Consider the following 18204-nt stretch of genomic DNA (forward strand, 5'->3'; position numbering starts at 1 on the left):
GGTCCGGGTGCGCGCGACGAGGGCGGTCACGGCAACAGCCCCTTGCCGTCGATGGCCTTTCGCACCTGGGCGGTCAGCTCGTCGGCCGTCCGGTCCGGGTCGATCGCCGTGATCGGGCTCAGCACCGACGCGAGCCGGATGGCCACCGCCTGATACACCGGCGTCGCCGGGCGCATCGCCGCGTCGGTGAGCTGCTGGCGGATGACCGTGTACATCGGGTACTTGGCCTGGAACTGCGGGTCGGAATACAGCGAGGTGCGCACGGCGGGCAGGCCGCCCGCTATCGAAACGTATTTCTGGCTTTCCAGGCTGCGCAGGCAGCGGACGGCCTCGAACGCCTCGGCGCGGTGCCGGGTGGTGGCGGCCACCGCCAGGTTCAGCCCGCCGAGCGTCACCTTGGCCGGCCGGCCGGGCGCCACGCCGGGATAGCGCGCGAAACCGAACACCTTCTGGCTGGCGTTGTAGGCGATGCGGAACTGCTCGTCGTTGGGCACGAACGCGCCGGCGCCGTCGATGGTGCCGGCCAGCTCGGGATTGCGGTTGAGGGGAAGGAAGTCCACGCCGCCCTTCACCGCGTTCTCCAGCATGGACGCCAGCACGAACGGCCAGTTCACCTCGAGCGCGGCCCTACCCTGTTCGACCGCCAGCCGCGCGGTGCCCTCGTCGGTGCGGGTGATCGACGGGTCGGCGCCGGGGGCGGTGGCCACCGACTTGAGGATGCGCAGCGCGTTGACGGTGGCGGCGCGGTGGGCGGGTGTGTCGGTCAGGGTGACCTGCCGGCCGTCCTCCGAGAGCACCTGTCCGCCCCCGCTCACCAGCAGCGTGTTGAACCACACCACCAGCCCCTCACCCTCGTTGGCCTGCACGGCGATCCAGCCGGGCTTGCCCGCGGCGTGCAACCGCGTCGCCTCGGCCACCATGTCGTTCCAGTCGCGCGGCGGAGAAGCGACCAAATCCGGCCTATACCAAAGTAATTGGGTGTTCGTGGTGACGGGCGCGGCGTAGAGGGTGTGCTTCCAGCGCGCCGTCGCCAGCGGCCCGGGCAGGGTGTCGACGGTCGCATCGTCCTCGGCCTGCCCGGCCGGGTCGTCGGACAGCGGCAGCGCCCACCCGGCCTCGGCGAACTCCGCGGTCCAGATGACGTCCAGCGCCATCACGTCCAGGCTGCGGTCGTGGGCGGTCAGCCGGCGGGCCAGCTGCAAGCGTTCCTCGCCCGGCGCCCTGGCCAGGCTCGTCTGCGCGATCGCGAACCGGCCGCCGAATTCCTCGGTACACCGGCGAGCCACCCGGGTCCAGGTCCCGCCGTCGGTGGCCGGCGTGTAGAAGCTGATGACCAGCTGATGGCCGCCCGAGCCGCAGCCCGACACCGCTGCGATGGTCAGCGTCGCGAGCGCGAGCGCGCCCAATCGGCTTGCGCGCCGGCGACGACTCACCACTGGACCAGCCTCCGCGCGTCAGATTGCCAGGCGCGCCAACAGATCCCGCGCTTTCTCCGCGTTCTGGGGATCGCAGAGCACGTCGTAGCGGCCCGCCACCAATTGCATCGTCGAGCTGAAATCCCTTGTGCCACGTGCCATTGCGTACGGAACCGCCGAGGTGATCAGCCCGAAGAACACCCCGGCCACCAGGCCGGTCGCCAGCGCGGCCCACGGGTTCGGGCTGAAGAAGCCGAGCACCAACCCGATGAACAGCCCGAGCCACGCGCCGCTGAGCACCCCGCCGCCGAGCACCTTGGGCCAGGTCAGCCGGCCGGTGACCCGCTCGACCTGCATCAGGTCGACGCCGACGATGGTCACCTGCTGGACCGGGAATTGCTGTTCGGACAGGTAGTCGACGGCGCGCTGCGCCTCGGCGTAGGTGGGATACGACCCGACCGGCCAGCCCTTCGGGGGAGTCGGCAATCCGGGCACACCGCGCCGTCCCGCGCCGGCGCCGGTCGGCGTCGAGCCGGGAACCTGCCCGGGCTGGAAAGGACTAGTCATCGACGCTCATTCTCCTCCGCCTGCAACGGCTTTGTCCCCCACCCTATCGAGGCGGCCATCGAGGTGGCCGCCGAGCGGCCGCGCCCGCTACCAGCGCGGAGGCTAGATTTAACACCATGACGGCTCCCGGCGGCCCCGGCGACGAGAGCGCCCACGACGGCGAGCAGCCGCCCTGGCAACCGCCCTGGGGTGCGCCGGCACCGCCGCCCTCCCATCCGGGTTATCCGGGCTATCCGGGCGGCTACTATCCGCCGCTGGACTACCCGGGGGGCTACGGGCCGCAGGTGCAGCCGGGCATGAACGGGCTGGCGATCGGCTCGCTGATCTCGTCGTTCACCGGAGTGTTCTGCTGCATCGGCGGGATCCTGGCTATCGTGCTGGGCGCGCTGGCGATCGGCCAGATCAAGCGGACTCACCAGGAGGGCTACGCGTTGGCCGTCGCCGGCATCGTGATCGGGGTCGCGACCATGATCGTCAACCTGGTCGTCGCGATCTTCGCGCTGCAGCGGTAGCGGCGCCGCTCGGGGCCGATACCTTCGGCTGCCATGCGGCCCCCGGCTGCCTAGGCTCTCTTTCATGGGATCGGTCAACAGGGTGTACATCGCGCGGCTCGCGCGAATGTTGGTGCTGGGTCCGCTCGGTGAGAACTTCGGCCGCGTCCGCGACGCCGTGATCAGCATCAGCATCGTCCGTCAGCAACCGCGGGTGCTGGGCCTGCTGGTCGACCTGGCCACCCGCCGCAGCATCTTCATCCCGATCCTGAGGGTCGCCGCGATCGAGCCCGACGCGGTGACCCTCAACACCGGCAACGTGTCCCTGCGGCACTTCGAGCAACGGCCGGGCGAGGTGCTGGCGATCGGCCAGGTGCTCGACACCCCGGTGAAGGTCAACGACCCGGAACTGCCGGAGCTGGCCGGCCTCGACGTGGTGATCACCGACCTCGGGATCGAGCAGACCCGAACCCGCGACTGGATGGTGAGCCGGGTGGCCGTGCGCGCCCAGCGGCGGCTGGGACGCCGCGGCCCGGTGCACGTCGTCGACTGGCGAAGCGTGCAGGGGCTGACCCCGTCGGCGCTGGCCCTGCCGGGCCAGGGGGTGGCCCAGCTGCTGGAGCAGTTCAACGGGCGAAAACCGGTCGACGTGGCCGACGCCATCCGCGCGCTGCCGCCCAAGCGGCGCTACGAGGTGCTCAAGGCGCTCAACGACGACCGGCTGGCCGACATCCTGCAGGAGCTGCCCGAGCTGGATCAGGCCGACGCGCTGTCCCAGCTGGGCACCGAACGGGCGGCCGACGTGCTGGAGGAGATGGATCCCGACGACGCCGCCGACCTGCTCGGGGTGCTGAATCCGACCGACGCCGAGATCCTGCTGACCCGGATGGACCCCGGCGAATCCGACTCGGTGCGACGGCTGTTGACGCACTCGCCCGACACCGCCGGCGGCCTGATGACCTCCGACCCGGTGGTGCTGACCCCCGACACCGCCGTCGCCGAGGCGCTGGCCCGGGTCCGCGACCCCGACCTGACCCCCGCTCTGTCGTCCATGGTGTTCGTGGCCCGCCCGCCGACGGCCACCCCGACCGGTCGCTACCTGGGCTGCGTGCAACTGCAGCGGCTGCTGCGCGAGCCGCCGGGCGCGCTGGTCGGCGGGATCGTCGACACCGACCTGCTCACCCTGACGCCGGAGACCCCGCTGGGCGGCGTGACCCGCTACTTCGCGGCCTACAACCTGGTGTGCGGGCCGGTGGTGGACGACCAGAACCACCTGCTGGGCGCCGTGACCGTGGACGACCTGCTCGACCACCTGCTGCCCCACGACTGGCGGGTGGACATGCAGACGCCGGACCCCGCCGCCCGCCTGGAAGCACTTGGAGGATCCGCGTGAGCAAATCCACGGCGCCGCGGCGGCTGTACACCCCGCGGACATCGCGCAGGTACTCGCCGCGCATGGACCCCGAGACCGTCGGGCAGATCACCGAGTCCATCGCGCGTTTCTTCGGCACCGGCCGCTACCTGCTGCTGCAGACGATCGTGGTGCTGGCCTGGATCGCGGTGAACCTGGTCGCGGCCAGCGTGCGCTGGGACCCGTACCCCTTCATCCTGCTGAATCTGGCCTTCTCCACGCAGGCCGCGTACGCGGCGCCGCTGATCCTGCTGGCCCAGAACCGTCAGGAGAACCGGGACCGGGTGGCGCTCGAAGAGGACCGTCGTCGCGCCGCACAGACCAAGGCCGACACCGAGTTCCTGGCCCGCGAGCTGGCCGCGCTGCGGCTGGCCGTCGGCGAGGTGGCCACCCGCGAATACCTGCGTCACGAGCTCGAGGACCTGCGCGCCTTGCTGGTCCAGCTGCAGCCGGAGATGCCGGACGCCGACGCCGCGCGGGCGGCCGATGACCTGGAGCGGACGGCCAAGAAATCCCGGTGAATGCCAAATCAACCATTGCGCCACTCCCGTCACGGGAGTTATGTATGGTGAGCGAGTTCACGAAGCTGAGATGAGGTTTCCGGCAGCTCACGTACAACCGGTAGCTCACATAAGGACGGTCGAGTGCGCATTGGGGGACGCTGGGGTGCACGCCCGGCCGCTGCGGCGGTCCGGAAGCGGGCCGTCGGCGTAACGCGGACACCGGCATTCGGGGTAGCGGTGATCACGCCGCTGGTGCTGGCCGGAGCGGTTGGCGGGGCGCCTTCCCCGTCGCACGGAAAGAACCCGATCCCGTCGGTGCACGCCGTGGTCAGCCCGGTGGCCGCCGTGTCGCCCACCGTCCCCGACCTTTCCGGCCCGTCGGTCATCGCCATCGAGCACGCGCCGACGGCCTTCCACGTCGCCGCGGGCTCCGCTTCGGCGCCGCCGCCGCCGATGATCGTGAATGCGCCGGGCGCGCTGGGCATCCCGATGATCGCGCTGTCGGCCTACCGCAGCGCCGAACAGAAGATGGCCGTCGAGGCCCCGGGCTGCGGTGTCAGCTGGAACCTGCTGGCCGGCATCGGGCGCATCGAGTCCGGCCACGCGGGCGGCGGCGCGGTCGATGCGCGCGGCACCGCGGTCGTCCCGATCTACGGCCCGGCGCTGGACGGCACGCTGCCCGGCAACGAGGTCATCCTGCAGAGCAGCGTCGGCAACCGGGTCACCTACGCCCGCGCGATGGGCCCGATGCAGTTCCTGCCCGGCACCTGGGCGCGGTACGCCTCGGACGGCAAGGGCGACGGCACGGCCGATCCGCAGAACCTGTTCGACGCCACGCTCGCGGCCGCCCGGTACCTGTGCGCCGGCGGGCTCAACCTGCGCGACCCGGCGCAGGTGATGGCCGCGATCCTGCGCTACAACAACTCGATGCCGTATGCCCAGAACGTGCTGGGCTGGGCGGCGGCGTATGCGACCGGCGTCGTCCCGGTCGACCTGCCGCCGATCACCGGGCCGCCGCCTCCGCTGGGCGACGCCCACGACGAGCACCCGGAGGGGCTGGGTCCCGGCCTGCCGATGAACATCAACGGCCTGTCGGTCGACGATCCGATGGCGCGGATGCCGCTGATCGACTTCGGCCCGCCGCAGCCGCTCGGCCAGCCGCCGATGTTCCCGTGGATGCCGGCCAACACCCCGGTGCCCGGGCAGACGCGACAGCCCGGCTGCACGCTGATCTGCATCGGCCCGCAAAGCCAGCCGCAGCCGGGGCAGTTCCCGCCGCCGGCCCCGCCACCCCCGCTGGCGCCGCCACCGCCTGAGCCCGCCCCGCCGGCCGCGCCGCCGCCCGCCGCGCCGAACCCGGCCGGCCCGACGCCGAACGCGGCCGCCGGTTCCCAGGCGCACCACCAGCCCGCGCCCGCCCCGGCGGCCTGACCCGTCGGCCGACCGGCCGCCTACACTCGGCGGTGATGTCCAGTCATGACGCCGCCGATCCGCAAACCGACCTGAGCGCGGCCATCCGCACCGCCCTGGGCAAGGTGATCGACCCCGAATTGCGGCGTCCCATCACCGAACTCGGCATGGTCAAGACCATCGACATCGCCCCCGACGGCGGGGTGCACGTGACGATTTACCTGACCATCGCCGGCTGCCCGAAAAAGAGCGAAATCACCGAGCGGGTGACCAGCGCGGTCGCCGACGTTCCCGGCACCGGCGCGGTGAAGGTCAGCCTGGACGTGATGAGCGACGAGCAGCGCACCGAGCTGCGCAAGCGGCTGCGCGGGGACGCCGGCGAGCCGGTCATCCCGTTCGCCCAGCCGAGCTCGCTTACCCGCGTGTACGCCGTCGCGTCGGGCAAGGGCGGGGTCGGCAAGTCGACCGTCACGGTCAACATCGCCGCGGCGATGGCCGCGCGCGGCCTGGCGGTGGGTGTGCTCGACGCCGACATCCACGGCCATTCCATCCCGCGGATGATGGGCACCACCGACCGGCCCACCCAGGTGGAGTCGATGATCCTGCCGCCGATCGCCCACGAGGTGAAGGTCATCTCGATCGCGCAGTTCACCCAGGGCAACACGCCGGTGGTGTGGCGGGGGCCGATGCTGCACCGGGCGTTGCAGCAGTTCCTGGCCGACGTGTACTGGGGCGACCTGGACGTGCTCCTGCTCGACCTGCCGCCGGGGACCGGTGACATCGCCATCTCGGTGGCCCAGCTGATCCCGAACGCGGAGATCCTCGTGGTGACGACGCCGCAGCTGGCCGCCGCCGAGGTCGCCGAGCGGGCCGGCAGCATCGCGCTGCAGACCCGGCAGCGCATCGTCGGCGTCGTGGAGAACATGTCGGGGCTGCAGCTGCCGGACGGCTCGACGCTGCAGGTCTTCGGCGAGGGCGGCGGCCGGCAGGTCGCCGAGCGGCTGTCGCGGGCGACCGGCGCGGACGTGCCGCTGCTGGGCCAGATCCCGCTGGACCCCGCGCTGGTCGCCGCGGGCGACGCCGGCACACCGATCGTGCTGAGCGCGCCCGACTCGCCGGTGGGCAAGGCGCTGGCCGGCGTCGCCGACGGACTGTCGACGCGGCGGCGCGGGCTGGCCGGGGTGTCGCTGGGCCTCGACCCGACCAAGCGCTGAGCGCCCGGTTCAGGTCGCGTCGGTGTCGAACGGCGCCGGACCGTGCTGCGGCGTCGGCTCCGGGGTTGACGGCTTCGGCGGCGCGCCGTTGACCGGCCGGTCGAAATTCCCGGTGAAAAAGGAGTCGTCGCCGTCCAGCAGGTGCTTGGTCAGCGCCGCGCGCGGCGTCATCCCGCGCAGCCTCTGCAGCTCACTCAGCGGGGCGCGCAGCTCGTCGAACTCGGGCCCGAGGTCCTGGCGCAGCTGGCTCGTCATGCCGCTGAGATAGTCGCGGGCCTGCCGCAGCGCGTTCGACGTCCACCGGATGGCGCCCGGCAACCGCTCCGGGCCGAGGATCACCAGCCCGACCACCACGAGGACGGCGATGTGCTCCCAGCTCAGGTTCCCCAGCACCCAGCCCCCTAGCCGTTGTCCCCGTCCGGCTTCACCGTCAGCGTGACGTGCCGGCCGTCGCGGACCACCTCCACCGGGGCGTCCTGCCCGATGTTGAGCTGCCGGACCGCGACGACGAACTCGTCGGAGTCGGCGACCTTGCGGTTGCCGATCTTGACGATCACGTCGTTCTCCAGGATCCCGCCCTTCTGCGCGGGGCTGCCGGCCTTCACGTTGGCGACCTGGGCGCCGGAGGCGATCGCGTTGCTCACCGAGCGGGTGCTGACGCCCAGCGTCGGGTGCACGATCTTGCCGTCCTTGATCAGGGTCTGCGCGACCTCTTTGACCTCGTTGATGGGGATCGCGAAGCCCAGCCCACTTGCGCTGTCCGACAACGACTTTCCGGCGGTATCGATGCCGATCACGTCGGAGTTCATGTTGATCAACGGGCCGCCGGAGTTGCCGTGGTTGATCGAGGCGTCGGTCTGCAGCGCGTCGATGACGGTGTCGGTGTCGGAGCCCTCCCCCGACAGCGGGACCGGGCGGTGCAGCGCGCTGATGATGCCGTGGGTCACGGTGCTGCGCAGGCCCAGCGGCGCGCCGGCGGCCAGGACCTCGTCGCCGACCCGCATCTTGTCCGAGTCACCGAGGCGGGCCACGCTCAGGTTGTCGACGTTGTCGACCTTGAGCACGGCCAGGTCGGTCTTGGGGTCGCGCCCGACGAGGTTGGCGGGCACCTCCTTGCCGTCGTTGAACACCACCGTGGTCTTGAACTGGCTGGGGTTGTTGGCCGCCTCGGAGATCACGTGGTTGTTGGTGACGATGTAGCCGCGGCCGTCGATGACGACGCCGGAGCCCTGCATGCCCTCCTGGTCGCTCTTCGACTCGATGGTCACCACGGAGTCGGCCGTCGCGGCGGCGACCTTGGCGAACCGGCCCGCCGGCCCCTCGCCGTTGCCGGTGGTCGACAGCGTCACCTTCGAGGTGGTGAACGCCTCGACGACCTCGGCCGTCTTGCGGCCGATCACCCCGCCGAGCAGCCCGATCACCAGCGCGATCAGCATCAGCACGGCCAGCGCGAGGTAGGAAACCTTGCCGCCGAACAGCACGTCGCGCACGCCCAGCTTGCCGCCGTGGCCCAGCGCGGAGCGCGGCGGCGCCGGGGTGACGGCCGGGGATCCCAGCCCGGCCGGGGCCCCGGGGTCTCGCCACGGGTCGTCGAGCTCGTCCGGCCCGGCCCCGTCCCTCTCCGCGGTCAGCGCGCCGGCGTCGACCGGGTGGCGCTGCAGCGATTCGCCCACTCCGACGGGCCGGCTGAACGCCTCCTCCAGGACGGGGTCGGCCGGTTCGTCGTGCGGCCTGAACTCGCCCTGCTCCCGGTACTTCTGCGGGCGCACGCGCTCCGCCACGAAGGACCCCCGCAGCCCGGCGGGGCGGCCGAAGGTCTGCCGCGACGCGGGGTCGACGGGTGGCCGGGAGATGGGGCGCGGCGCCAGGCGGTTGCCGCCGTTGTTGCCGCTGTCGTCTTGGTCGGAGGTCACGTGATCCTCTTTTAAATCCTCGTCCGAGCGCTCGGGACGCGCCTGATACAGGCCACCCTAGTATCCACGGTTTTGTGGTCGCGGGATCTCAAGCTACCGGCGCTTACGCCGGTCGCGCACGTCGCGGTCGAGCAGGCCGTCGGGCATCCGGGACGTGTCGTCGGGCGAACTGTGCGGAATGTCGGCGAGCATCCCCAGCAACGCGGTGGGGATGCGGATCGGCTGCGAGTCGCGCAACGCGGTGCGCGCCCGGCTCTGGTCCTCCACTTCGGCCGCGCACTCCGGGCACAGCGAGAGGTGATGAGCGGCGCGCAGGTGTGCGTTCATCCGCAGCTCGCCGTCCACGAAGGCCGCGATCGCCTCGACGGACAAGTGCTCGGTGGAACCGAACTGGCGCGGCGCGCCGACGGGTGCATCACTTTGGGAGGCGAATTGGGCGGGCAGCCAGGAGAACGCGCGGCGGAACACATGTCCTCGGTCGGCCATCGCCGGCTCCTTTCGCTGCCACGTACACCTCGAATGTAGCGCGGCGAGCCGCCCGACACCCGTCGCGAGCGCGTAAAACCGCCCGATTGTTGCCTGGGGACCGGGGGGCTACGCCGACTTGCTGTGCAACGTTTCGGGCCGGCCGCCGCGTTCCGGGTGCGCGGCGAGGTAGTCGCGCAGCGCCTGGCGCCCGCGGTGGATGCGGCTGCGCACGGTGCCCAGCTTCACGCCCAGGGTGGCGCCGATCTCCTCGTAGGACAGGCCCTCGATGTCGCACAGCACCACCGCGGCACGAAATTCCGGCGGCAGCGAATCCAGGGCGGCCTGCAGGTCGGGCCCGAGCCGCGCGTCGTGGTAGATCTGCTCGGGGTTGGGTTCGTCGGCGGGCACCCGGTCGTAGTCCTCGGGCAGCGCTTCCATCCGGATGCGCGCCCGCCGGCGCACCATGTCCAGGAACAGGTTGGTGGTGATGCGGTGCAGCCAGCCCTCGAAGGTCCCGGGCTGATAGTTCTGCACCGACCGGAACACCCGGATGAACGTCTCCTGCGTCAGGTCCTCGGCGTCGTGCTGGTTGCCCGACAGCCGGTAGGCCAGTCGGTAGACCCGGTCGGCATGCTGGCGGACCAGCTCGTCCCACGACGGCATGGTCGACTTGTCTCCCGTCGCGTCGAACACCGCGGTTCCCTGCAACGCGTCGGGAACCTCCACCCACTCGTCGTCTCGGCACTCCTGGGCATGAGACATGCTGGTCGGGCTCAAAAGCGTGGTGATGATCGGATCCTCCGGGTTTTCCCTGACGTTGTCCCTGGCGTTTACCGTGGCGTTTTCCGTGGCGTCAGGGCCTGACAATTCGTCGCCAGCGGCAACGCGAAGCGGCCGCTGCCTATTCCCGGACCAGTACCCGCCGCGTTCCATACGGAAACCGTCGCGCATCGGCGTATGCGCGACATAGGAGCAGACTGAAGTTTGCCTGAGAAACAATATCGTTACCTGTGTTAAGCAGGGCGAATTCGCCTCGGAGTGAGCTTCGTCGCGTTGCGCCGCCCGGGCGTGTCGCGGCGGCCCGGCTCAGGCGCGCCTGACGTATCGCGCCGCGAATCCGGCATACGCTGCGGGACATGGACGGTACCGACAACGGTTCGATGACACTGGACCAGGCGGCCCCCGGCGCCGAGGCGCTGTGCGCGCACGCCGAGGGATCGATTTCGGAGGACGCGATCCTGGCGGATGCCCGCGAGCGCGCCGTGGACATCGGCGCCGGCGCGGTGACGCCCGCGGTCGGCGCGCTGTTGAGCCTGCTGGCCAAGCTCAGCGGCGGCAAGGCCGTCGCCGAGGTGGGGACCGGCGCGGGGGTCAGCGGGCTCTGGTTGCTGTCGGGTATGAGCGACGACGGCGTCCTGACGACGATCGACATCGAGCCCGAGTATCTGCGGCTGGCCAAGCAGGCGTTCACCGAGGCCGGCATCGGACCGTCCCGCACCAGGCTGATCAGCGGCCGCGCCCAGGAGGTGCTCACCCGGCTCGCCGACGAGTCGTACGACCTGGTGTTCGTCGACGCCGACCCGGTCGACCAGCCCGATTACGTCGTCGAGGGGGTGCGGCTGCTGCGCCCCGGCGGGGTCATCGTCGTGCACCGGGCCGGGCTGGGCGGGCGGGCCGGCGATCCCGCGGCGCGCGACGCCGAGGTGGTCGCGGTTCGCGAGGCGGCCCGGCTGATCGCCGAGGACGAGCGGCTCACCCCCGCGCTGGTGCCGCTCGGCGACGGCGTGCTGGCCGCGGTCAGGGACTGACTCCGTCTAGCTCCCGAACCTTTACGGATCCTTAGCGGCGTGTCCCATTGACCTTCGGCTGAACGCACGTTTAATGTACTGAACATGCGTTCAGCCGACCTGACCGCCGCCGCCCGGATCCGCGACGCGGCCATCGAGCAGTTCGGCCGGCACGGCTTCGACATCGGGCTGCGCGCGATCGCCGAGGCCGCCGGGGTGAGCGCCGCGCTGGTCATCCACCACTTCGGCTCCAAGGACGGCCTGCGCAAGGCGTGCGACGACTTCATCGCCGAGGAGGTCCGCAGCGGCAAGACCGAGGCGATGCGATCGACCGACCCCGCCACGTGGTTCGGGCAGCTGGCCGAGATCGAGTCCTACGCCCCGTTGATGGCCTACCTGGTGCGCAGCATGCAGACCGGTGGCGACCTGGCGAAGACGTTGTGGCAGAAGATGATCGACGACGCCGAGCAGTACCTCGACGACGGCGTGCGAACCGGATTGCTCAAGCCGAGCCGCGACCCGCACGCCAGGGCGAAGTACCTGTCGATCACCGGCGGCGGCGGCTTCCTGCTCTATCTCCAAATGCACGAGAACCCAACGGATCTGCGGGCGGTCCTGCGCGACTACGCCCGCGATATGGTGCTGCCCGCCCTCGAGATCTACACGGACGGGTTGATGGTCGACAGCACCATGTACGACGCATTCCTGGCCGCAGACGATCAAGGAGAATCACATGCCAGCTGAACACTCCGCGAATTCCGCACCGATCGAGATCCGGAACCTCACCAAGAGTTTCGGAGCCGTGCGGGCGCTGGACGGCCTCGACCTGACGGTGCGCGCCGGGGAGGTGCACGGGTTCCTCGGGCCCAACGGGGCCGGCAAGTCCACCACCATCCGCATCCTGCTGGGCCTGGTGAAGGCCGACGGCGGCAGCGTGCGGTTGCTGGGCGGCGACCCGTGGACCGACGCGGTCGAGCTGCACCGCCAGATCGCTTACGTGCCAGGCGATGTCACGCTGTGGCCCTCGCTCACCGGCGGCGAGACCATCGACCTGCTGGCCCGGATGCGGGGCGGCATCGACGTCAAGCGCCGCGACGAGCTGATCGAGCGCTTCGACCTCGACCCGCACAAGAAGGCGCGCACCTACTCGAAGGGCAACCGCCAGAAGGTCTCCCTGATCTCGGCCTTCTCGTCGCGGGCCGGGTTGCTGCTGCTGGACGAGCCGAGCAGCGGCCTGGACCCGTTGATGGAGAACGTGTTTCAGCAGTGTGTCGCCGAGGCACGAGACCGCGGGGCGACGGTCCTGCTGTCCAGCCACATCCTGGCCGAAACGGAGGCGCTGTGCGAGCGGGTCACCATCATCCGCGCCGGCCGGACCATCGAGAGCGGTTCGCTGGACTCGATGCGCCACCTCAGCCGCACCTCGATCAAGGCCGAAATGACCGGCGACCCCGGCGATCTCAGCAGGATCAAAGGGGTCGAGGACGTCAGCGTCGACGGCAACACGCTGCGCGCCCAGGTCGACAGCGAAAGCCTCGGGGAGCTCATCCGGGTGCTCGGCGACGCCGGCGTGCGCAGCCTCGTCAGTCAGCCGCCGACCCTCGAGGAGCTGTTCCTGCGCCACTACGACACCACCGAGACCGCCAACGGCCAGCGTGAGCACAGCACCGGGAAGGTCTCCGCGCGATGAGCACCACGATCCTGGAACGGCCACGGCGGTCCGCGCGGCCCGGGCCGCAACGCGGTTCGAATTTCTCCGGAACGCTTGGGATGCTGCGGCTTTACCTGCGCCGCGATCGCATCTCGTTGCCGCTGTGGGTGCTGCTGCTGTCGCTCCCGCTGGCGTCCGTTTACGTCGGCAGCATCGAAAAGGTCTACCCCACCCAGGCCGGGCGCGCCGGATTCGCGGCCTCCATCATGGCCAGCCCGGCCCAGCGCGCGCTCTACGGGCAGATCTACAACGACAGCCTTGGCGCCGTTGGCATTTGGAAGGCGGGCATGTTTCATACGCTGATCGCGGTGGCCGTCATCCTCACCGTGATCCGGCACACCCGCGCCGACGAGGAGACCGGCCGGACCGAGCTGCTCGACTCGACCGCGGTCGGCCGGTACGCCAGCCTCACCGCGGCGCTGACGCTTTCGTTCGGGGCGTCCATCGCGACCGGCGCCATCGGCGCGGCGGGGTTGCTGCGCACCGACATCCCGCCAAGCGGGTCGGTGGCGTTCGGGGCGGCGCTGGCCGGCTCCGGCGTGGTGTTCACCGCCGTCGCCGCGGTGGCCGCGCAGCTGTCACCGAGCGCGCGGGTCGCCCGCGGCACCGCGTTCGCCGTGCTGGCCGCCGCGTTCACGTTGCGCGCCATCGGTGACGCCGGTTCGGGCACGCTGTCGTGGCTCTCACCGCTGGGCTGGTCGCTGCAGGTCCGGCCCTACGCGGGCGAGCGCTGGTGGGTGCTGCTGCTGCACCTGGCGACCGCGGCCGTGCTCACCGCGCTGGCCTATCGGCTGCTCGCCGGCCGCGACGTCGGCGCCGGACTCATCGCCGAACGCGCCGGCCCGGCCACCGCCGCACCGGCGCTGGACAACGTCTTCGGGTTGGCGTGGCGGCTGGACCGCGGGGCCCTGGTGCTGTGGACCGTGGGCCTGTGCCTGTATGGCCTGGTGATGGGCAGCGTGGTGCACGGCATCGGCGACGAGATCGGCGACAGCACCGCGGTGCGCGACATCGTCACGCGGATGGGCGGCACCAGCGCCCTGGAGGAGGCGTTCATCGCGGTGGCCTTCGCGATGATGGGCATGGTGGCCGCCGCGTTCGCCGTCTCGCTCACGGTGCGGCTACACCAGGAGGAATCCGGTCAGCGGGCCGAGACCACCCTGGCGGGTGCGGTGTCGCGCACGCGTTGGCTGGCAAGCCATTTGATCGCCGCGCTGGCCGGGTCCGCGTTCGCGATGATGGCGTGCGGCGTGGTGGGCGGGCTCGTGTACGGCGCCGCGGCCGGCGACGTCGGCGGTAAGTTGGCCACCGTGGTGGCGACCGCGGCCGTGCAACTGCCGGCGGTCTGGCTACTGTCGGCCGTGACGGTCGCATTGTTCGGTGTGGCGCCGCGGTTCACGCCGGTGGCGTGGGGCGTGCTGGTGGGATTCGTCGCGCTGTACCTGATCGGTTCGTTGGCCGGCTTCCCGCAGTGGGTGCTCGACCTGGAGCCGTTCGCCCACGTTCCGCGGGTCGGCGGCGACTTCACCGCCGTGCCGCTGCTGTGGCTGCTGGTGATCAATGCCGCGTTGATTGCGCTGGGGGCCATGGCATTTCGACGGAGGAACCTGCGATCGTGAAGACCGGGGTTCGAGCGGCCACCGCCTCGGTGTACGGACTGGCCGTACTGGGTCTGATCCTGTTCCTGCCGGCCGGCACGGTGAAGTACTGGCAGGGCTGGGCTTTCGCGGCCACCTTCGTCGCGGTGACGATGTTTCCGACCGTTTACCTCGCGCGGAAGAACCCGGCGGCACTGGAGCGCCGCATGCACGGGGGCCCGCTGGCGGAGGCCAGGACGCTGGAGAAGGTGTTGATCATCGGCGCGTTTCTGGCGCTGTTCGCGATGGTGGTGCTCAGCGCCTACGACTACCGGATGGGCTGGTCGTCGGTGCCCGCCTGGGTGTCGGTGCTCGGTGACGTCCTGGTGGCGACCGGACTCGGTCTCGCGATGGTGGTGGTCTTGCAGAACTCCTATGCGGCAGCGACTATCACGGTCGAGACCGGTCAGACGCTGGCCTCGGGCGGTGTCTACAAATTGGTGCGGCACCCGATGTATGCCGGCAACCTGATCATGATGATCGGCATTCCGCTGGCGCTGGGCTCGTACTGGGGGCTGCTGTTCGTCATACCCGCCCAGGCGGTGATCACCCTCCGTATCCTGGACGAGGAGAAGCTGCTCACCCAGCAGCTGGCCGGCTACCGCGAATACACCCGGCGAGTTCGCTATCGGCTGGTGCCTTACGTGTGGTGACCGGGCGCCGTAAGGTATCGGCGTGGCGCGAAACCCGGCACCCACTCTGGACCGGCCCTGGCGACGACGCGGCGCGCTGCGATACGCGCTGGCCCGGCTTCGCGGCATCGCCAAGCCCCCGGTCACCGTCACCGACCCACCGCGCGGCCTGCTCATCGACGTCGACGTCACCGTGCCCACCCGCGACGGAACGGCGTTGCGGATCAACGTCTTCCGGAAAAGTAACGATGCCGCCCGGCCGGTCGTCCTGAGCATCCACCCCTACGGCAAGGACAACCTGCCGAAGCGGCGGGGCAACAAGTGGGCGTTCTCGGCGCAGTACCGGATATTGCGCCAGCCGATGCCGGTGCGGTTCTCGGCGCTGACCGGGTGGGAGGCGCCGGACCCGGCGTGGTGGACGGAGCGGGGTTTCACCGTGGTGAACGCCGACTCACGCGGCTGCGGCCATTCGGAGGGCACCGGCAACCTGCTCTCGCACCGGGAGGCCGAGGACACCTATGACCTCGTGCAGTGGATCGCCGACCAGCCGTGGTGCGACGGCAACGTCGTGATGCTCGGCGTCTCGTACCTGGCGATCAGCCAGTACGCCGTCGCCGCCCTGCGGCCGCCGGCGCTGCGGGCGATCTGCCCGTGGGAGGGCTTCACCGACGCGTATCGCGACCTGACCTTTCCCGGCGGCGTGCGCGAGACCGGCTTCACCAAGATGTGGTCGCGCAACGTGCGTCGCGACACGCGGCAGTCCTACGACCTCGAGCGAATGCAGGACGAACATCCGCTGCGCGACGACTTTTGGCGCTCGCTGGTGCCCGACCTGTCGGCCATCACCGTCCCGATGCTGGTCTGCGGCAGCTTCTCGGACAACAACCTGCACAGCCGCGGCTCGGTGCGGGCGTTCGCGCGCGCCGGCTCAGCCCACGCCCGCCTCTACACCCATCGCGGCGGCAAATGGGCGACGTTCTACTCCGACGCCGCGCTGGCTGAGCAGCTGAACTTCTTTCGCGCCGTGCTGGACGGCGCGCCCGCCTCCCGCAGCGTTCGCCTGGAGGTCCGCGAGGACCGCGACACCGTCGCCGCGGTGCGCGAGGAGGCCGAGTGGCCGCTGGGCCGAACCCGTTGGCGGCCTTTGTTTCTGGGTGCGGGCGGGCTGCTGACACGCGATCAGCCCGCGGACGCTGGCAGCGTGAGGTTCGAAACGCGTTCCAGTGCAGCATGTTTCAGCTGGACCGTGCCCGAAGACGTCGAGCTGACCGGTCCGATGGCCGCGCGACTGTGGGTGGAGCTGGACGGCTGCGCCGACGCGAACCTGTTCGTCGGCGTGGAGAAGTGGCGCGGGGGCCGGTTCGTCGAATTCGAGGGGTCCTATGGCTACGGCCGTGACCGGATCACCACCGGCTGGCAGCGCGTCGCGCTGCGCGCGCTGGACCCCGAGCTTTCGCGGCCCTGGGAGCCGGTCGCGGCCTGCACCGAGCCGCGGCCTGTATCGGCCGGCGAGGTGGTCGCCGTCGACGTGGCGCTGGGCCCGTCGGCGACGCTGTTCCGCGCCGGCGAGCAGCTGCGGCTGGTGGTCGCCGGGCGCTGGCTGTGCCCACGCAACCCGCTCACCGGCCAGATCCCGGCGGCCTACCAGAACTCGCCGCGCGGCGGGGTCAGGTTGCACTGGGGGCCGGGCCACGACGCGCACCTGCTGATCCCCGAGATCCCGTAGCGCTGCCGAGCAGACGCAAAAGCCCCCAATTTCGTGCCGAGATGGGGGCTTTTGCGTCTGCTCGCGGTCAGATCCAGACGCCCTTGCCCACCGCGACCACGCCGCCGGCGCTGATCGCGAAGCGTTCGCGATCCTTCTCCAGGTCCACCCCGACCATCTCGCCGGGGCCGACGACAACGTTCTTGTCCAGGATGGCGTGGCGCACCACCGCGCCACGGCCGACCCGGGTGCCCGGCATGATCACGCTGCCCTCCACGATCGCGCCGTCGTCCACCACGACGTTCGACGACAACACCGAGTTGCGCACCGAAGCGGCCGAGATGATGCTGCCCGCGCCGACCACCGACTCCTGGGCCGAGCCGCCGTTGACGAACTTGGCCGGCGCCAGGTTCTCCGTCGCGCCGCGGATGGGCCAGCGCCGGTTGTACAGGTTGAACACCGGGTGCACCGACACCAGGTCCATGTGCGCGTCGTAGAACGCGTCCAGCGTCCCGACGTCGCGCCAGTAGGCCCGGTCCCGGTCGGTGGCCCCGGGCACCTCGTTGTCGGAGAAGTCGTAGACCGCGGCCATCCCGTCGTCGACCAGCCGCGGGATGATGTCGCCCCCCATGTCGTGATCGGAGTGGTCGTCGTCGGCGTCGGCGCGGATCGCGTCGATGAGCACCTTGGTGGTGAAGATGTAGTTGCCCATGGACACGAACGCCGTCTCCGGGTCATCCGGGGTTCCCGGCGGTTCCAGCGGCTTTTCCAGGAAGCCGCGGATCCGGCCGGAGTCGTCGGCGTCGATGCAACCGAACGCGGTGGCCTCGGCGCGCGGCACCCGGATGCCGGCCACGGTGGCGCCGGCCCCGCTGTCGATGTGGAACCGCACCATCTGCTCGGGATCCATCCGGTACACGTGGTCGGCGCCGAAAACCACTATGTAGTCCGGGTCTTCGTCGTAGATCAGGTTGAGCGACTGGTAGATCGCGTCGGCGGAGCCGGTGTACCAGCGCGGGCCGAGGCGCTGCTGCGCCGGCACCGGTGTGATGTACTCGCCGGCCAGGCCCGACAGCCGCCAGTTCTGCGAGATGTGGCGGTCCAGCGAGTGCGACTTGTATTGGGTGAGAACGCAGACCCGCAGATAACGGGCGTTGACGAGGTTGGAGAGCACGAAATCGATCAGCCGGTAGGCGCCGCCGAAGGGAACCGCGGGCTTGGCCCGGTCCGCGGTCAGCGGATACAGCCGCTTGCCCTCACCGCCGGCCAGGACGATGCCCAGCACGTGTGGCGCTTCCCTCATGGGTTCAAACCTATCGGCCACCGCGGGCCGCGGCCAG

General features: G+C 70.6%; 18 protein-coding genes. 11 read left to right on the forward strand and 7 right to left on the reverse strand.

Annotated elements, in window-relative coordinates; genetic code table 11:
* Positions 1-26: 26 nt before the first annotated feature.
* Complete coding sequence (locus OQ968_RS08060; protein ID WP_324676441.1) at positions 27-1436, reverse strand: extracellular solute-binding protein; 1410 nt, start codon at positions 1434-1436, stop codon at positions 27-29.
* A gap of 18 nt (positions 1437-1454) precedes the next feature.
* Positions 1455-1982 carry a general stress protein gene (locus OQ968_RS08065; RefSeq protein WP_324676443.1) on the reverse strand — a complete coding sequence of 176 codons (528 nt, stop codon included), beginning with the start codon at positions 1980-1982 and terminating at the stop codon, positions 1455-1457.
* Between the two features lie 8 nt (positions 1983-1990).
* Here OQ968_RS08065 and OQ968_RS08070 point away from each other — a divergent pair, with 8 nt between their 5' ends.
* The 5 genes from OQ968_RS08070 (at position 1991) to OQ968_RS08090 (ending at position 7011) form a co-directional block, all read left to right on the forward strand.
* Positions 1991-2494, forward strand: coding sequence for a DUF4190 domain-containing protein (locus tag OQ968_RS08070; RefSeq protein ID WP_420715861.1), 504 nt, complete (start codon positions 1991-1993; stop codon positions 2492-2494).
* Positions 2495-2558: 64 nt separating this feature from the next.
* The gene (locus OQ968_RS08075; protein ID WP_324676447.1) at positions 2559-3866 is read left to right on the forward strand and encodes a magnesium transporter MgtE N-terminal domain-containing protein; all 1308 of its coding nucleotides are present in this window, start codon (positions 2559-2561) and stop codon (positions 3864-3866) included.
* The gene (locus OQ968_RS08080; protein ID WP_324676449.1) at positions 3863-4405 is read left to right on the forward strand and encodes a DUF1003 domain-containing protein; all 543 of its coding nucleotides are present in this window, start codon (positions 3863-3865) and stop codon (positions 4403-4405) included. Before OQ968_RS08075 ends, OQ968_RS08080 begins: the two co-directional genes overlap by 4 nt.
* Positions 4406-4528: 123 nt before the next feature.
* The gene (locus tag OQ968_RS08085) at positions 4529-5818 is read left to right on the forward strand and encodes a lytic transglycosylase domain-containing protein (RefSeq protein WP_324676451.1); all 1290 of its coding nucleotides are present in this window, start codon (positions 4529-4531) and stop codon (positions 5816-5818) included.
* A gap of 35 nt (positions 5819-5853) precedes the next feature.
* On the forward strand, positions 5854-7011 hold the full coding sequence (locus tag OQ968_RS08090) for an Mrp/NBP35 family ATP-binding protein (RefSeq protein ID WP_324676453.1): 1158 nt from the start codon (positions 5854-5856) through the stop codon (positions 7009-7011).
* Positions 7012-7020: 9 nt separating this feature from the next.
* Here the strand turns inward: OQ968_RS08090 and tatB are convergent, their stop codons facing one another.
* The 4 genes from tatB to sigE all read right to left on the reverse strand — a co-directional run bounded on the left by tatB (position 7021) and on the right by sigE (position 10325).
* Positions 7021-7404, reverse strand: coding sequence for a Sec-independent protein translocase protein TatB (tatB, locus tag OQ968_RS08095; protein ID WP_324676454.1), 384 nt, complete (start codon positions 7402-7404; stop codon positions 7021-7023).
* Positions 7405-7412: 8 nt separating this feature from the next.
* On the reverse strand, positions 7413-8924 hold the full coding sequence (locus OQ968_RS08100) for a S1C family serine protease (protein ID WP_324676456.1): 1512 nt from the start codon (positions 8922-8924) through the stop codon (positions 7413-7415).
* A 93-nt stretch (positions 8925-9017) separates the two neighbouring features.
* Complete coding sequence (gene rseA, locus OQ968_RS08105; protein WP_324676458.1) at positions 9018-9410, reverse strand: anti-sigma E factor RseA; 393 nt, start codon at positions 9408-9410, stop codon at positions 9018-9020.
* A gap of 108 nt (positions 9411-9518) precedes the next feature.
* Entirely contained in the window at positions 9519-10325 is an 807-nt protein-coding gene (sigE, locus tag OQ968_RS08110) for an RNA polymerase sigma factor SigE (RefSeq protein ID WP_324676460.1), read from the reverse strand.
* 203 nt (positions 10326-10528) lie between these two features.
* Here sigE and OQ968_RS08115 point away from each other — a divergent pair, with 203 nt between their 5' ends.
* The 6 genes from OQ968_RS08115 to OQ968_RS08140 all read left to right on the forward strand — a co-directional run bounded on the left by OQ968_RS08115 (position 10529) and on the right by OQ968_RS08140 (position 16885).
* Positions 10529-11200, forward strand: a complete 672-nt coding sequence (locus tag OQ968_RS08115; RefSeq protein WP_324676462.1) for an O-methyltransferase — start codon at positions 10529-10531, stop codon at positions 11198-11200.
* An 84-nt stretch (positions 11201-11284) separates the two neighbouring features.
* Positions 11285-11923: a TetR/AcrR family transcriptional regulator gene (locus OQ968_RS08120; RefSeq protein ID WP_324676464.1), complete on the forward strand. Its 639-nt coding sequence runs from the start codon at positions 11285-11287 to the stop codon at positions 11921-11923.
* Entirely contained in the window at positions 11913-12869 is a 957-nt protein-coding gene (locus OQ968_RS08125) for an ABC transporter ATP-binding protein (RefSeq protein ID WP_324676466.1), read from the forward strand. Before OQ968_RS08120 ends, OQ968_RS08125 begins: the two co-directional genes overlap by 11 nt.
* Entirely contained in the window at positions 12866-14509 is a 1644-nt protein-coding gene (locus tag OQ968_RS08130) for an ABC transporter permease (RefSeq protein ID WP_324676468.1), read from the forward strand. The genes OQ968_RS08125 and OQ968_RS08130 overlap by 4 nt, the downstream gene beginning before the upstream one ends.
* Positions 14506-15180 carry an isoprenylcysteine carboxylmethyltransferase family protein gene (locus OQ968_RS08135; RefSeq protein ID WP_324676470.1) on the forward strand — a complete coding sequence of 225 codons (675 nt, stop codon included), beginning with the start codon at positions 14506-14508 and terminating at the stop codon, positions 15178-15180. The genes OQ968_RS08130 and OQ968_RS08135 overlap by 4 nt, the downstream gene beginning before the upstream one ends.
* 22 nt (positions 15181-15202) lie before the next feature.
* Positions 15203-16885, forward strand: a complete 1683-nt coding sequence (locus OQ968_RS08140) for a CocE/NonD family hydrolase (RefSeq protein ID WP_324676473.1) — start codon at positions 15203-15205, stop codon at positions 16883-16885.
* Positions 16886-16952: 67 nt separating this feature from the next.
* Here OQ968_RS08140 and glgC read toward each other — a convergent pair whose 3' ends face one another.
* Positions 16953-18167 (reverse strand): glucose-1-phosphate adenylyltransferase, encoded by a 1215-nt coding sequence (gene glgC, locus OQ968_RS08145; protein ID WP_324676475.1) that lies wholly within the window; start codon positions 18165-18167, stop codon positions 16953-16955.
* Between the last annotated feature and the right edge of the window lie 37 nt (positions 18168-18204).

Source organism: Mycobacterium sp. 663a-19 (assembly GCF_035616495.1).
Classification (GTDB): Bacteria; Actinomycetota; Actinomycetes; order Mycobacteriales; family Mycobacteriaceae; genus Mycobacterium.

Coding starts and splice junctions, on each gene's coding strand:
- OQ968_RS08120 (WP_324676464.1), top strand. CDS start 11,285: ATGCGTTCAGCCGACCTGACCGCCGCCGCCCGGATCCGCGACGCGGCC.
- glgC (WP_324676475.1), bottom strand. CDS start 18,167: ATGAGGGAAGCGCCACACGTGCTGGGCATCGTCCTGGCCGGCGGTGAG.
- OQ968_RS08065 (WP_324676443.1), bottom strand. CDS start 1,982: ATGACTAGTCCTTTCCAGCCCGGGCAGGTTCCCGGCTCGACGCCGACC.
- OQ968_RS08125 (WP_324676466.1), top strand. CDS start 11,913: ATGCCAGCTGAACACTCCGCGAATTCCGCACCGATCGAGATCCGGAAC.
- OQ968_RS08075 (WP_324676447.1), top strand. CDS start 2,559: ATGGGATCGGTCAACAGGGTGTACATCGCGCGGCTCGCGCGAATGTTG.
- sigE (WP_324676460.1), bottom strand. CDS start 10,325: ATGGAACGCGGCGGGTACTGGTCCGGGAATAGGCAGCGGCCGCTTCGC.
- rseA (WP_324676458.1), bottom strand. CDS start 9,410: ATGGCCGACCGAGGACATGTGTTCCGCCGCGCGTTCTCCTGGCTGCCC.
- OQ968_RS08130 (WP_324676468.1), top strand. CDS start 12,866: ATGAGCACCACGATCCTGGAACGGCCACGGCGGTCCGCGCGGCCCGGG.
- OQ968_RS08090 (WP_324676453.1), top strand. CDS start 5,854: ATGTCCAGTCATGACGCCGCCGATCCGCAAACCGACCTGAGCGCGGCC.
- OQ968_RS08115 (WP_324676462.1), top strand. CDS start 10,529: ATGGACGGTACCGACAACGGTTCGATGACACTGGACCAGGCGGCCCCC.